Source organism: Flavobacterium longum, from assembly GCF_965137575.1.
Lineage (GTDB): Bacteria > Bacteroidota > Bacteroidia > Flavobacteriales > Flavobacteriaceae > Flavobacterium > Flavobacterium longum.
On the sequence record NZ_CBCRZJ010000001.1, the window covers coordinates 190,269 to 202,471 of the forward strand.

Below are 12,203 nucleotides of genomic sequence, written 5' to 3' on the forward strand. Positions count from 1 at the left end.
ATTTAATTTATCTTCAATATTACCCACTAATTACTATTCGCTAATATGACTTAAGTCATACAAAACCTTGTTTTTCAATACTTAATTTGCATGGCATTCAATTTCTTGTTTTGTGTTATGAATTTCACGCAATTACCTAATAAAAAGTTACCATGGAAAAACTTAAAGAGTGCATACTCGATTTGAAAAAACAAAAAAATGCAGTAATCTTAGCGCACTATTATCAAGCACCTGAGATTCAAGAAATAGCTGATTATGTTGGTGATAGCTTGGGTTTGTCGCAAAAGGCGGCTCAAGTTGATGCGGCGATCATTCTCTTTGCTGGGGTGCATTTCATGGCAGAAACCGCTAAAATTTTAAATCCCAATAAGAAAGTAATTTTACCAGATTTAAATGCCGGATGCTCGTTGGCTGATTCTTGTCCGCCGCTTATTTTTAAAAAATTTATTGAAGCGCATCCCAATCATATCGTAATTACTTACATCAATTGTTCCGCAGAAATTAAAGCATTGAGTCACCTTGTTTGTACTTCGTCCAATGCTGAAAAAATTGTAAATTCTGTACCGACAAATATTCCGATTATTTTTGCTCCCGATAAAAATTTGGGCAACTATATCAATCAAAAAACAGGAAGAAAAATGGTGCTTTGGGATGGTTCCTGTGTGGTTCATGAAGCCTTTTCGTTAGACAAACTGATTGCGCTTCATCGATTGCATCCTGATGCAAAAATCATTGCACATCCCGAATCAGAAACCCACATTCTGGAAACAGCCAGCTATATTGGTTCGACCTCAGGAATGATTGCATATGTCAAAACAAGTCCGTTTGCCAAGTTTATTGTTGCTACCGAAGCTGGAATTTTATACAAAATGCAACAAGCGGTTCCTGAAAAAATATTAATTCCAGCACCATCGCAAGAGGATAATACCTGTGCTTGCAGCGAATGTGGCTTTATGAAAATGAATACATTACAAAAAGTGTATGATTGTTTGCAAAACGAAAGTCCGGAAGTCACAGTTTCTATAGGCATTAGAGAAAAAGCACTAATCCCAATCGAGCGCATGCTTGAATTATCCAAATGAGGATGCATACCGATTATTTGATTATAGGTTCCGGCATTGCAGGATTGACTTTTGCCATCAAAATCTCAGCGTTTTTTCCTGACAAAATCATCACCATTGTAACCAAATCTACAGCGGAAGAAACCAATACTAAGTATGCACAAGGAGGAATCGCGGTCGTGCAAAACCGCACCGAAGACCATTTTAAAAAACACATCGAAGACACACTCATTTGTGGTGACGGGTTGTGCAATGTTGAAGTCGTTGAAATGGTTATTAAGCAAGGACCAAAACGATTGCAAGAGCTAATAGATTGGGGTGCCAAATTCGACATGAATGCAAAAGGTCATTTGGATTTAGGACGCGAAGGCGGACATTCCAAAAACCGTGTAGTGCATCATAAAGATCAAACTGGTTTTGAAATCGAGCGTGCCATTTTAGCACAAGCGAATAGCAGAAACAATATTCAGATTCTTGACTTTCATTTTGCATTGGAATTAATTTCAGAAAAAAAACAATGCTTTGGTGCTTATGTTTTGAACGAGAAAACCAATGAAATATTGACTTTGCAATCCGATATTACGCTTTTGGCTACTGGCGGAATAGGCCAAGTTTATGGTCACACCACCAATCCGGCTGTAGCAACTGGCGATGGTATCGCAATGGCAAAAAGAGCTGGTGCTGTGGTTAGAGACATGGAGTTCATACAATTTCATCCCACGGCTTTGTATGATAAAAATGCGACTTCAACTTTTTTAATTTCGGAAGCTGTTCGCGGTTTCGGAGCTTACTTGCGTACTAAAAAAGGGAATCGATTTATGTTGGATTATGACGAAAGAGCCGACTTGGCTTCTCGCGATATCGTTTCACAAAGCATTGAAACCGAGTTAAAAAAATCGGGTGAATCGTGTGTTTATTTGGATTGCACGCATTTGAACCCAGATGATTTTATAAAGCATTTCCCCATGATTTACAGGCGATGTAAAGATTTGGGTATTGCTATCGAAAAAGATTGGATACCTGTACTTCCTGCGCAGCATTATGTTTGTGGTGGTATTGCTGTGGATAGGAATGGGAAAACTACCATTGATAATTTATTTGCTTGTGGCGAGAGTTCGCGAACTGGCTTGCATGGCGCCAATCGATTGGCATCGAATTCGTTGTTGGAAGCTTTGGTGTATGCTCACAACATCTATGAATTCCTGATAAAGTCAATTCCAAAAAACGGCGTTAATGGTGCTGAAATTATGGATTGGAAGTTAAATGAGGATTGTAAAATTAACCCACAATACATTTTAAAAACAAAAGCAGCTTTGCAACATTTAATGCAAAATAAGGTTGGTATTGTTAGGCATGATAAGGATTTATTAGTTGCAAAGAGCAAACTTCAAAGTTGGAAAAATGAAGTGGCAGCAATGCAAGAACAGCATCAAATCAATAAGGATTTTTATGAATTGAAAAATATGATTGATACAGGAATTTTGATTGTCGATCAATCTATTGCACGTACCGAGAATCGCGGTGGTTTTTTGAAAACATAGCCTTTTATACGCCACCCAATCGAAAGAAGCTGCCTAAAATTAGCATTGTGACTCCAACCATGGTAACCGCAATAATCTGAAAAGCTACCGGATTTAGTTTGTCGGAAGTAAGTTTTGGAAAAACAAAAAGTTGCGCGTTGATGGCTAAGATAAAAGTCAGTAACAGCAAGCTTAGTTTTAGCGAAACCAATCGTTCAATCGGGCTTCCAAACGAAAACCAATCGGAAACAGGAACACCAAAATCGTAGGCCATTATTATTCCGGTTAGTAATAAAATTACCAAAGCGGGCATTCCAACCGGTTCAAATTTGTTTTTGAAGTTGATGATGATCGATGCCTCTTTCTTTTTTAATGCTTCGGGCAGCAACCTAAAACTAAGGAATAAGTGCCCGCCAACCCAAACGGAAGCGGCTAAAAGATGTATTATTAAAACGAACTGATGCTTCATGAAGACAATGTTTTATACATCATGGCGGTAGCAATATTCATGGCCCTGTTTTTTATTTCTTCGGCTTTCGGTCCTTCAAAATGATAGTTGACCGTTTTGTTAAACAAATCTATCCAATGCTGAAAATGTGCTTTGGTCATGGTGCTTTTATCATGTAATTCTTTGTGTTTGGCCATGGGATTGCCATCATAATTTCCGGTATAAAAAAGAATGTTTTCCCAAAAATCATACATTTTAGGCAAATGCAATTCCCAATTCACGTGCGCTACATCGTTAAATAAATAGCCAATGGTTGCATCGTTTTTGACAATATCGTAAAAAGCATTGACCAATTTTTCGATGTCTTTTCTATTTCTAATGTCGGTTTTCATGGTTACAAATCTTTGGTTTTAAATTTCTTTAATGAAATAAAAAAAGGTAGTATTGCCCACAAAGCCAACAATACAAAAGAAGCAATTAATCCGATAGCAGTGCCAAAAAAGTCTTTAAAAATAGCACCTGTATAACCCATCATCGCTGACACATCAAGATGCAGTAAGATTTGAATACGTGCTAAGTCAATCGGACTCAAAGCCGTAATCGCCACCATCGCGTTTTCTATTGGGTAATCTTGAAATTGAAACAATAAGAACAAAACCAATCCATCAAAAAGCAAAGCAAAAAACAACCAAGTCATGATGGCAATGCCGATTCCCTTCGCTTTATCTCTAGTGATAATCGAACTCAAAAATGCCAAAGCGGTAAAAATAACCGTAATCAAACAGCCATTAATCAGCATCATCATGCCTATGCTGTCAGGCGCGTTGATCAATAGTGGGATTCCAGCACCAACGAAAAAAGCCAAAATCATCGAAAAAGAAAGACCAAGAAATAAGCTGATCCAAATTTTTCCGCGTTTGATGGGTTGGCTCAACAGCAGTTCGATAAACTCGGCGCTGTTATACAAATAAATCGTCGCGAAAAGTATCGAAACCAATGGCACTGTAAATAAAATAACATTCAAAATGGTCAGGATTCCTTTGGCTGAATTGTCTTCTAAGGCAAACGAACTCCATGATAGAATCGCTAAAATTAGGGTATATGCCAATACAATTTTGCTTTTGAGAATGTCGAGTAATATGATTTTTATGATTCGGTTCATGATTTTAAAGGATTGCTTTTAAAACTTTGTGAGATTCCTGATGATTCTGATTGACCGATTGTTGTTTTAAAATACTGGCAATAGCTTTCGAGATTTTATTTTCGTTGGTTTCTGCTTTTAAAATGGCTACTTTTTTATGAAAACAAACGGCTCCGTCTTGCATAAAAATAATTTCGGTAATTAAATCGTCGAGTTCACTGAGCAAATGCGACGTAATAAAAATAAGTTTCCCTTTGTCTTTTTCTTGGATGATTTTTTCTTTCAAGATCTCAGAAGCCAACGGATCTAAACCTGCGGTTGGTTCGTCTAAGATTAACACATCTGGATTGAATAAAAAAGCCAATACGGCGCTTACCTTTTGCGTGGTTCCGCCCGATAAGGTTCGCATTTGTTTGTCGAACATGCTTTCGAGTTTGAATGCTTTGAGCAAATCTTCATCTAAAGCTTGATTGGTGTTTCTGATTTTTTTGATCATCTCGATAATTTGACCAATGGTCATATTGTCGGGATAGCGCCCAATTTGCGGCATATAGCCAATATTTTCACGGTATAAATGTGCTCCTAAAACTGATTTTCCATTGAATTCTATGGCGCCTTGATCGGGCAAAACCATTCCCAAAATCGACTTGATAAGCGTGGTTTTTCCGCAACCATTAGGACCAATTAAGGCAATACATTCTCCTTTTTTACAAGAAAGATTGATATTTTTCAGCACTTCTAATTTGCCGAATTTTTTGCTGATATTTTTAATCTCAATCATAGTGGCAGCGATTTCATTAAGGGCGTTTTGTCTATAAAATTATCCGGAGTTATACTGGGCAGAATCTTCTCAGATTTGTCTAAAAGTGTTATCATGAAACTTCGGTAGAGCAACATTGCTGAAGGTGTATTTTCAATTAAAATGGCAAACAAACTTAACGGGTGATACGGTACATCACCTAATCCGTTTTTATCCAAATCATAGCCTTCGTATTTGTCCCAATAGTTCGCATTGAAAGTGTTTAAAACCAAGCTGCCGTTGGTGCTAATATCGAAAGTGTTTTTTAAATAATTATTGTTTACAATTTCATTTTCCATACAACTGGCTTGAATTTTCATGCCCCAACCATTCGATTCAAAAACATTCTTTTCAACTTTAATACGCGAGGTGCCTTCCATGTAAATTCCAGACGTATTGCGTGCAAATTTGTTATTAAAAATATAGCTGTCGGCAATTTCTTTAAGCAGTAAACCGTAAGCTGAATCGCCCCAATTTTCTTCAAAATAGTTGTTGTACATTTTGACATTTTTGGTAAACATCACTGCTACACCGGCACCGTTATTTTTGAAAACATTGGTGATGTAAGCATCGTCGTTAGAGAACATAAAATGCAAACCATAACGAATATTTTTATTGGAAATATTTCTCCAAATGATGGATTGTGTCACAAATTCAAAATAAATACCGTCGCGATGGCCTGAAATTTTGTTGGCTATGATTTGAAGATTGTCGCTTTTCCAGCAGTGAATACCGTTGCCAATGAGTTGTTCCTGTTTGCCGTAAGCGGTTATTGTATTGTTTTTGACGAGACAGTTTTTACAATTTTGCAGGTAAATTCCGAAGAAATTATTATCGAGGATATTGTTTTCGATTTTGACAAAGGTGCGATCGTAGACTTTAATTCCACAAGGATCATCAAGTGATGCATAGCCTGAATTGATAATTCTAAATCCTTTGACAATCACGCTATCGGCACTGATAGAAACAACTTCATATTTTTGTTGACCGTCGAGTGTCGGGAAATTTTTGCCAATGAAAACGACTTTTTTATTGATTAGAATATTGCCCTCTTTGTAAATTCCTTTATACACCAAAATCGTATCGCCATCAACCGCCAACAGTAGCGCTTGTTTGATTTTCTTACACGGAAATTGGTTGCCCACAGCAATGGTTTTCGCATTTACTATGGAAAAAAATAAGGCGCATATTATCAATAGCAAGTTTTTCATTTAATAGGAATTATACACTTGTTCCCAAGTCATGGCTTCCGCATGCAATTGGGTTTGAAATTCTTTTTGTTCGTTGGCTGTTGCAAAAGCAGCGCAATTGCCACGCATCGGAGAATTGATTGTGCCGCCTTTCAACAGGAAACTTTTCTCTACAGGAATAAAGGAATTGTCTTTTAGATAGTCATTTACAAAAAAAGCTTCATACGGAACAACGGTATTCGATTTTGCAAATTGAATCATGCATGCTATATCGTCAAACTTGTAATGTCTACCTTTTTGCGTAATCAATTGTGCGGCAAACTTACCGTTTGAAATCGTCATTTTACAGAAGTCGCAGTCATCAGCATTGAGCTTGATTGGTTTCGGTTCTTTGGCGCCACAGGACATCAAAAAACAAGTAGTCAATAAGGTGAGGAATATTTTCATAAGGGTACAATTTATTTCTTTTTAGGGAATAATTGGTATTCTTTGAGCACAATAAAAAGCAAGAGTAGTCCGCAAGCAGTCAAAAACCATCCACCTGTATCTGGAATAGAATAGGCTCCGAAGTTTAATAATTGTTTGTAACCGATTAGTGGCGGTTGATAAGCCATTCCGGGTACTTTTATGGCTGCGTTTGGATCGAGGTTGTGTCCGTATTCATAATTCCATCTGTAAAAATCGATGGCTGCTAATACTACGAAAAGGATGTAGAAAATTAAGAATCCTAAAACTGCTTTTCTTTTCGCAATGACCATTAAGAGTATTGAGATTAATGCAAAACCACTAAAGATATATGGCAAAACCGCGAATTCAAAAAAGTTTTCGGTATGCAAGGTTGCCATACCGATGTAGTGATTCAGTCCGTTGATAATATCTACGTCGCCACCGATTTTGTTAGCATGGAGTCGGAGTACTAAACCTTCTGGATATTGTGGTGCTTCGAGTTGGATTTGCCAAAGAGGAACAAAAAGTGAACCTACAAATAAGGCAGCAATTATCAATAATATCACTTTGGATAGTATTGAAATAGTTGGTTTTTTCATTACTTTTTTTGTTAGTATTGGGATGTCTAGCCCAGATAGCAGTGGAAAGCCTTTTGAAGAAGAAAACCAATTTTTGTTGCTTTTAAAGAGCGACCAACGGAAGCTTTTTAAAAGCGTACAAAAATGGTTTGATGCAAAAAAGCTTGGAACGTATAGCTGGATTAGCTTCTTGAAAAAGAAACCTACAAGGTTATAAAAACCTTGCAGGTTTTGGTTATTTATTTGGTTGCTTTAGGCAGATTGGTTCCTACGCTGAAGGTAAGAGGAACGCTGCTTCCGGCTGGAGAAACGCGAACGTAGCCTTGCATTTCTTGGTGTAAAGCACTACAGAAATCGGTGCAATACATTGGGAAAATGCCGACTCTATTGGGAACCCATTTAAGAGTTGTTGTTTCACCTGGCATGATTAAAAGTTCGCCGTTGTCGACACCTTTGATGGCAAAACCGTGTGGAACATCCCAATCTTGTTCGAGGTTGGTTACGTGGAAGTATACTTCGTCGCCCACTTTGATTCCTTCGATATTATCGGGAGCAAAGTGTGAACGAATGGAAGTCATGTAGACGTGAACTTGATTTCCTTGACGTACTACTTTGGCTTCTTTTTCGCCTTTGGCTACGTATGGATGTTGGTTATCGGCAATTTTATAAAATTTGTACTGACCGTTGTTTCGGATTAAATCGGCTGGTGCAGCTTGCGCGTAATGCGGTTCACCGATGGTTGGAAAATCGAGTACCATTTCCATTTTATCGCCACTGATGTCGAATATTTGAGCTGATTGCGCTAATTCTGGACCAGTTGGTAAATATCTGTCTTTAGTAATTTTGTTGTAAGCAACTAGGTATTTTCCGAAAGGTTTTTTAGAATCACCACCAGGAATACACAAGTGACCTACAGAATAATAAGTAGCGACTCTATCGAGTACTTTAAGCGATTTGATGTCCCATTTTACTACTTCTGAAGACACGAAGAATGTGGTGTAGGCGTTTCCTTTTCCGTCGAATTCGGTGTGTAATGGACCTAAACCTGGTTTTTGAACTTCACCGTGAAGTGCTGCTTCGTATTTTACAACGTTGATTCCGCCGTAATTTCCGTCGAATTTTTTGCTTTGGATGGCTGACATTAATTTATCGAAACTAAAAACTGGAATTAAAGCAGCTAATTTTCCTGAACCCACAATGTATTCACCTGTTGGATCAACGTCGCAACCGTGAGGTGATTTCGGACATGGAATCATGTAACAAATGTCTTTCAGCGCGGCTGCATCAAGTACGAGAACCTCCGTTTTGATTTCAGAAGTGGCTGAATGTGTTTTTTCGTTCCATTTGTTGTGCGCATATTTTACAGCTTGTTTTTTTCCTTTTCCAGCTTTGATGTATTCTTCTGCTTTTTTCCAATTTACTGCCATAATAAAATCTTTGTCTTTTTGAGACGCATTGACTTCTAGCAAAGTATTGGCTTGTTCTGTATTGTAACAAGAGAAGAAGAACCAACCGTGTGATTTTCCTTTACCTGCATGCGAAAGGTCGAAGTTGACACCTGGCGTTACGATTTGAAAAGCCAAATCCATTTCGCCCTCTTTGCCCACTTTCACAAAACTGATATGTCCTTTAAAATTTTGTTTGTAAGTATTGATGGCCACATCACCGTCGGAATAATCTGCGGGTACGCTAAAACGCGTTCCGGCTACGACATATTCTGTATTTTCAGTGATGAAAGGTGAAGAGTGGTTACCGCCGCTGTTAGGCAATTCGATAATCTCTGCGGTTTTAAATGTTTTTAAGTCGATACGCGCAATACGAGGGGTATTGTTGGCATTACCAAAAACCCAGCGTCCATCCACTTCACCATTAGTTTGCGACATTTCGGTGTGGTGCAAATCATCCCAAGGCACGAATCCGTGCGAGGTGTTTAACATGGGTTTGGTTTCTTCGCTATAGCCCCAACCTTTTTCAGGATCTACAGAAAAAACAGGGATGACTCTGAATAATCTTCCACTCGGAAGTCCATATACGCTTAACTGACCACTAAAACCTCCAGAAACGAAGTTGTAGAATTCGTCATATTTTCCGGGTGCTACGTATGCTTTTTCAGCATCACCTACGGTGGCATCACTTGAATTTTTGGGTTTACAAGAAGTGAATAATGCACTTCCTAAAACCAGAATTACCATTGCTTTTACAAATTTATTTTTCATACTATTGAAATTAAAACCATCCTGTTGCTTTCACCCAACAAGACCGTTTGTTGTTTTTATTTTACGCCGTCATTTTTACGCATATATTCTAAAATACTTCTGGCTTCGGCATCAGCCAATCCTTGGTTTGGCATACGAACTAAGCAAATTTCGAGTTGTGCTTGCACTTCTGGATCTTTGTCAATCATTGGGTCAGGGTTCGTGATGAAGTTCATAATCCATTCTGGTTTTCTTCTTTCTGTGACTCCTTTCCATCCTGGACCGACTAATTTTTCGTCTGTAGTTTTGTGACATGAGGTGCATTTCACTCCAGCAACTTCTTCTCCTTTGGTTGCCATGGCTTGGTCAAGATTAGCCCCTAAATCAACGTTGTCAAATTTGCCTTCACCTCTTTTTGGATCGTAAGAAGAAGGATCCGCTGTGGTTGCTGCTTCTTCTGTTGCTGGTCTAGAGAAATCATTTTCTGATTTTTCTTTTTTACCGCATGAAGTAAATAAAGCCATCGCGGTAATTAATACTAGTAGTTTGTTCATGATGTATATGTTTAGAATTATACTTCAAAGGTCTGTATAGAATAAACTTATGTTTTATGACCGTAATCATAAAACAGCTTGTTTTTTTTAAAATTATATCAGAATCCCTCTAAAACAGGTAGGTTTGGTAATGACAAGAAATACATTTTAGGAAGTAAATGGCTGCATTTCAAAATTTTGAGATATTGAGGACAAAGGACGAAGGAAATCGACTTTCATCAAACAATAGTTAAAGCAAAAGTATTCTTTTAAAGCCGTTAGCGGAGTGTATCATTATTGTATCAAGAATTGTGACCTTTCGACTGCGCTCTGGGCAAGCTCATTTATTTTTCGGATCATGGGAATAATAGATGACTTTGTTATGAAGAAGAGCATTAGATATATTAATTCAGACTATCAAGTTCATTAGTAATATTCATTCTTGCTTGTTTTTCGTATTTTTTTCGGAAATGGTCTGTTTTGAATATGGCTTCCATTTGAAGGAAATTTTGCAATGCTTTTTTTCTACCTGAATTGTACATGAAATCTGCATAAAGCGTATATTCTTCTCTAATTTGCTCGGAATATTTTTGATATTCCTCGGAGGGTTGTCCGAAGATGGCTAGATCTGCATCGAGTAGGTAATTGGTGTCATCGTCGTCCGAAAGTGTATGATGTTTGGTTGCCAGAATCATGTTGGCACATTTTGCGATTTTCGGAGCTGGATAGCCTAAATCAGAAAGTCTTTGCATGGCCAGTTTGGCGCTGTCGCTTTCGTTGCTATTGCTGTAGGCTTTGTAGACGATATCATGATAGAAAACTGCAAATAGGATGGTGTCCCAATCTTCAATTTTGTCTTTTACTTCATTTAAATCCCTAAGCATGTTTTTAAGGTGATCGATGGTATGATAATGCCTTTTGGGCTCAGAATATTTGGTGAATATTTCCAACCACAGGTTATTTGACAACTCATGGTTGTTGGTGTATTTTTTGACGAGTTGTAAAAAAATGTCTGTTAGCATAAGATGTTATTTACCATGTCTTTTTCAATGTCATATACTTTGCTTTTTAAAATATCTAGGTAGCTATTAATTGTTCTGGCTTCTTCAGTAGTACCTTTCATTTTACCTGCAACTTTGTTCCATTTGGCAAGTTCAATATATTTAGAAGTGCTTATTTCAATACGTACGCCATTGATCGTGATTCTGAGATAAATTGGAACAGTGCCTTTTTTTGTGGCTTTAGAGCTCTTAGTGTAAAAAAGCATTGACAGTTTGTGTTTCATTTTGCTGGCTTTTAGAAGTTATTTAAATTACTAATTATTTGCAAATGGTGCAAGATGTTCATTTTGTGAACACCTTATTTTACTGGTGTTGTCACGAAATTCGGTGATCTGAATTTTCAATCTTTTCGGGTCACCGAATTGGACACCTTTTTTTTGCGATTTGTTATGTAATTTGAATAGTGGTTAAAAACAAAAAAGCCTGTAAATCATACGATTTACAGGCTTTTGAACTAAAATGAAGTTCTTTTTGTGGAGTCGGGGACGCCAAACCTCGGTATAGTATTTAGCTTTGCACCAAGCTTTTTTCCTTATCTCGTCTGAAATTGTAGTAAGCAATCGTCAATGCAATTCCCAAGCATACCGCTGTAATTGCAAATGCCCGAATTCCTTTTAGTTGGCCACGTATTTGCTCATTTTCTCTATACAGTTCAGAAACTGAAACAACCGACATAGGTTCTAAATCTATTATACTAGTCATATCTGATAAATTTCAACTTCTCTTTATTGATTTTGACAATCATAAACTGATATATGCAGGGATAAGAAATGTCGCCTACAGTGCGAAAATGCGTGAATACACCAAAATTATATTTGGCCCCGCGTAAATAGTCTACAGGAAACTCTTTTTCTTTATCGTTACCCAACTCTTCTTTCAAAAAATGAAAATTCTTCCTTAATGGTTCTTGGACGTATTTAATTTCTTCGCGCCGTTCCTTGGCTTTTAGGTTATTGTACTTAATTGCATTTTCACGAGTTGCGAACTTTTGCGAACTTCTTTTCGGGATAAATTCGTCGCCTGTCAACAAGTCATATTTTTTTTCTGAACCCATTACTTAATGTGATTGGCTGTTCTGTAGAATTGCGTCGATCACTTCAATATCGTACAAATAGACGTCTCCAAATTTTTTAAATGGTAGAATCCCTTGATCACGATACTTAATAATTGTGTTGTTGGAAAAACCAAACAACTCTTTCAGGTCTTTGTTTCTGTAATAGCCTTTTTTTG

14 protein-coding genes are annotated in these 12,203 nt (G+C 37.5%); 2 read left to right on the forward strand and 12 right to left on the reverse strand.

Going from position 1 to position 12,203, the window contains the following annotated elements:
- The first annotated feature begins 152 nt into the window (after window positions 1–152).
- Together nadA and nadB are read left to right on the forward strand one after the other, a co-directional pair.
- A complete protein-coding gene (gene nadA / locus ACM9J1_RS00865; protein WP_415579946.1) occupies window positions 153–1,082 on the forward strand; it encodes a quinolinate synthase NadA in 930 nt (309 codons plus the stop codon).
- A gap of 2 nt (window positions 1,083–1,084) precedes the next feature.
- Complete coding sequence (nadB, locus tag ACM9J1_RS00870) at window positions 1,085–2,602, forward strand: L-aspartate oxidase (RefSeq protein WP_415579947.1); 1,518 nt, start codon at window positions 1,085–1,087, stop codon at window positions 2,600–2,602.
- A 4-nt stretch (window positions 2,603–2,606) separates the two neighbouring features.
- On the opposite strand, the gene ACM9J1_RS00875 is transcribed toward nadB, so the two are convergent.
- The 12 genes from ACM9J1_RS00875 to ACM9J1_RS00930 form a co-directional block, all read right to left on the reverse strand.
- Window positions 2,607–3,050, reverse strand: coding sequence for a CopD family protein (locus ACM9J1_RS00875; RefSeq protein ID WP_415579948.1), 444 nt, complete (start codon window positions 3,048–3,050; stop codon window positions 2,607–2,609).
- Window positions 3,047–3,421, reverse strand: coding sequence for a group III truncated hemoglobin (locus ACM9J1_RS00880; RefSeq protein ID WP_415579949.1), 375 nt, complete (start codon window positions 3,419–3,421; stop codon window positions 3,047–3,049). The genes ACM9J1_RS00875 and ACM9J1_RS00880 overlap by 4 nt, the downstream gene beginning before the upstream one ends.
- A gap of 2 nt (window positions 3,422–3,423) precedes the next feature.
- Entirely contained in the window at window positions 3,424–4,191 is a 768-nt protein-coding gene (locus tag ACM9J1_RS00885; protein WP_415579950.1) for an ABC transporter permease subunit, read from the reverse strand.
- Window positions 4,192–4,195: 4 nt separating this feature from the next.
- On the reverse strand, window positions 4,196–4,951 hold the full coding sequence (locus ACM9J1_RS00890) for an ABC transporter ATP-binding protein (RefSeq protein ID WP_415579951.1): 756 nt from the start codon (window positions 4,949–4,951) through the stop codon (window positions 4,196–4,198).
- Window positions 4,948–6,180: a nitrous oxide reductase family maturation protein NosD gene (locus ACM9J1_RS00895; RefSeq protein WP_415579952.1), complete on the reverse strand. Its 1,233-nt coding sequence runs from the start codon at window positions 6,178–6,180 to the stop codon at window positions 4,948–4,950. Before ACM9J1_RS00895 ends, ACM9J1_RS00890 begins: the two co-directional genes overlap by 4 nt.
- Window positions 6,181–6,606, reverse strand: coding sequence for a nitrous oxide reductase accessory protein NosL (locus ACM9J1_RS00900; protein WP_415579953.1), 426 nt, complete (start codon window positions 6,604–6,606; stop codon window positions 6,181–6,183).
- 11 nt (window positions 6,607–6,617) lie between these two features.
- A complete protein-coding gene (locus ACM9J1_RS00905; RefSeq protein ID WP_415579954.1) occupies window positions 6,618–7,205 on the reverse strand; it encodes a hypothetical protein in 588 nt (195 codons plus the stop codon).
- 218 nt (window positions 7,206–7,423) lie between these two features.
- Window positions 7,424–9,400, reverse strand: a complete 1,977-nt coding sequence (gene nosZ, locus ACM9J1_RS00910) for a Sec-dependent nitrous-oxide reductase (protein ID WP_415579955.1) — start codon at window positions 9,398–9,400, stop codon at window positions 7,424–7,426.
- Between the two features lie 56 nt (window positions 9,401–9,456).
- Complete coding sequence (locus tag ACM9J1_RS00915; protein WP_415579956.1) at window positions 9,457–9,933, reverse strand: c-type cytochrome; 477 nt, start codon at window positions 9,931–9,933, stop codon at window positions 9,457–9,459.
- Between the two features lie 383 nt (window positions 9,934–10,316).
- A complete protein-coding gene (locus ACM9J1_RS00920; protein WP_415579957.1) occupies window positions 10,317–10,934 on the reverse strand; it encodes an HD domain-containing protein in 618 nt (205 codons plus the stop codon).
- Window positions 10,928–11,197 carry an Arm DNA-binding domain-containing protein gene (locus ACM9J1_RS00925; protein WP_415579958.1) on the reverse strand — a complete coding sequence of 90 codons (270 nt, stop codon included), beginning with the start codon at window positions 11,195–11,197 and terminating at the stop codon, window positions 10,928–10,930. Before ACM9J1_RS00925 ends, ACM9J1_RS00920 begins: the two co-directional genes overlap by 7 nt.
- Window positions 11,198–11,667: 470 nt before the next feature.
- Window positions 11,668–12,027 (reverse strand): hypothetical protein, encoded by a 360-nt coding sequence (locus ACM9J1_RS00930; RefSeq protein ID WP_415579959.1) that lies wholly within the window; start codon window positions 12,025–12,027, stop codon window positions 11,668–11,670.
- Between the last annotated feature and the right edge of the window lie 176 nt (window positions 12,028–12,203).

What these genes read in the sequence shown, in the direction of transcription:
- ACM9J1_RS00895 (WP_415579952.1), bottom strand. Translation starts at nt 6,180, where the DNA reads ATGAAAAACTTGCTATTGATAATATGCGCCTTATTTTTTTCCATAGTA.
- ACM9J1_RS00930 (WP_415579959.1), bottom strand. Translation starts at nt 12,027, where the DNA reads ATGGGTTCAGAAAAAAAATATGACTTGTTGACAGGCGACGAATTTATC.
- ACM9J1_RS00880 (WP_415579949.1), bottom strand. Translation starts at nt 3,421, where the DNA reads ATGAAAACCGACATTAGAAATAGAAAAGACATCGAAAAATTGGTCAAT.
- ACM9J1_RS00905 (WP_415579954.1), bottom strand. Translation starts at nt 7,205, where the DNA reads ATGAAAAAACCAACTATTTCAATACTATCCAAAGTGATATTATTGATA.
- ACM9J1_RS00900 (WP_415579953.1), bottom strand. Translation starts at nt 6,606, where the DNA reads ATGAAAATATTCCTCACCTTATTGACTACTTGTTTTTTGATGTCCTGT.
- ACM9J1_RS00875 (WP_415579948.1), bottom strand. Translation starts at nt 3,050, where the DNA reads ATGAAGCATCAGTTCGTTTTAATAATACATCTTTTAGCCGCTTCCGTT.
- nosZ (WP_415579955.1), bottom strand. Translation starts at nt 9,400, where the DNA reads ATGAAAAATAAATTTGTAAAAGCAATGGTAATTCTGGTTTTAGGAAGT.
- nadB (WP_415579947.1), top strand. Translation starts at nt 1,085, where the DNA reads ATGCATACCGATTATTTGATTATAGGTTCCGGCATTGCAGGATTGACT.
- ACM9J1_RS00885 (WP_415579950.1), bottom strand. Translation starts at nt 4,191, where the DNA reads ATGAACCGAATCATAAAAATCATATTACTCGACATTCTCAAAAGCAAA.
- ACM9J1_RS00915 (WP_415579956.1), bottom strand. Translation starts at nt 9,933, where the DNA reads ATGAACAAACTACTAGTATTAATTACCGCGATGGCTTTATTTACTTCA.
- ACM9J1_RS00925 (WP_415579958.1), bottom strand. Translation starts at nt 11,197, where the DNA reads ATGAAACACAAACTGTCAATGCTTTTTTACACTAAGAGCTCTAAAGCC.
- ACM9J1_RS00920 (WP_415579957.1), bottom strand. Translation starts at nt 10,934, where the DNA reads ATGCTAACAGACATTTTTTTACAACTCGTCAAAAAATACACCAACAAC.
- nadA (WP_415579946.1), top strand. Translation starts at nt 153, where the DNA reads ATGGAAAAACTTAAAGAGTGCATACTCGATTTGAAAAAACAAAAAAAT.
- ACM9J1_RS00890 (WP_415579951.1), bottom strand. Translation starts at nt 4,951, where the DNA reads ATGATTGAGATTAAAAATATCAGCAAAAAATTCGGCAAATTAGAAGTG.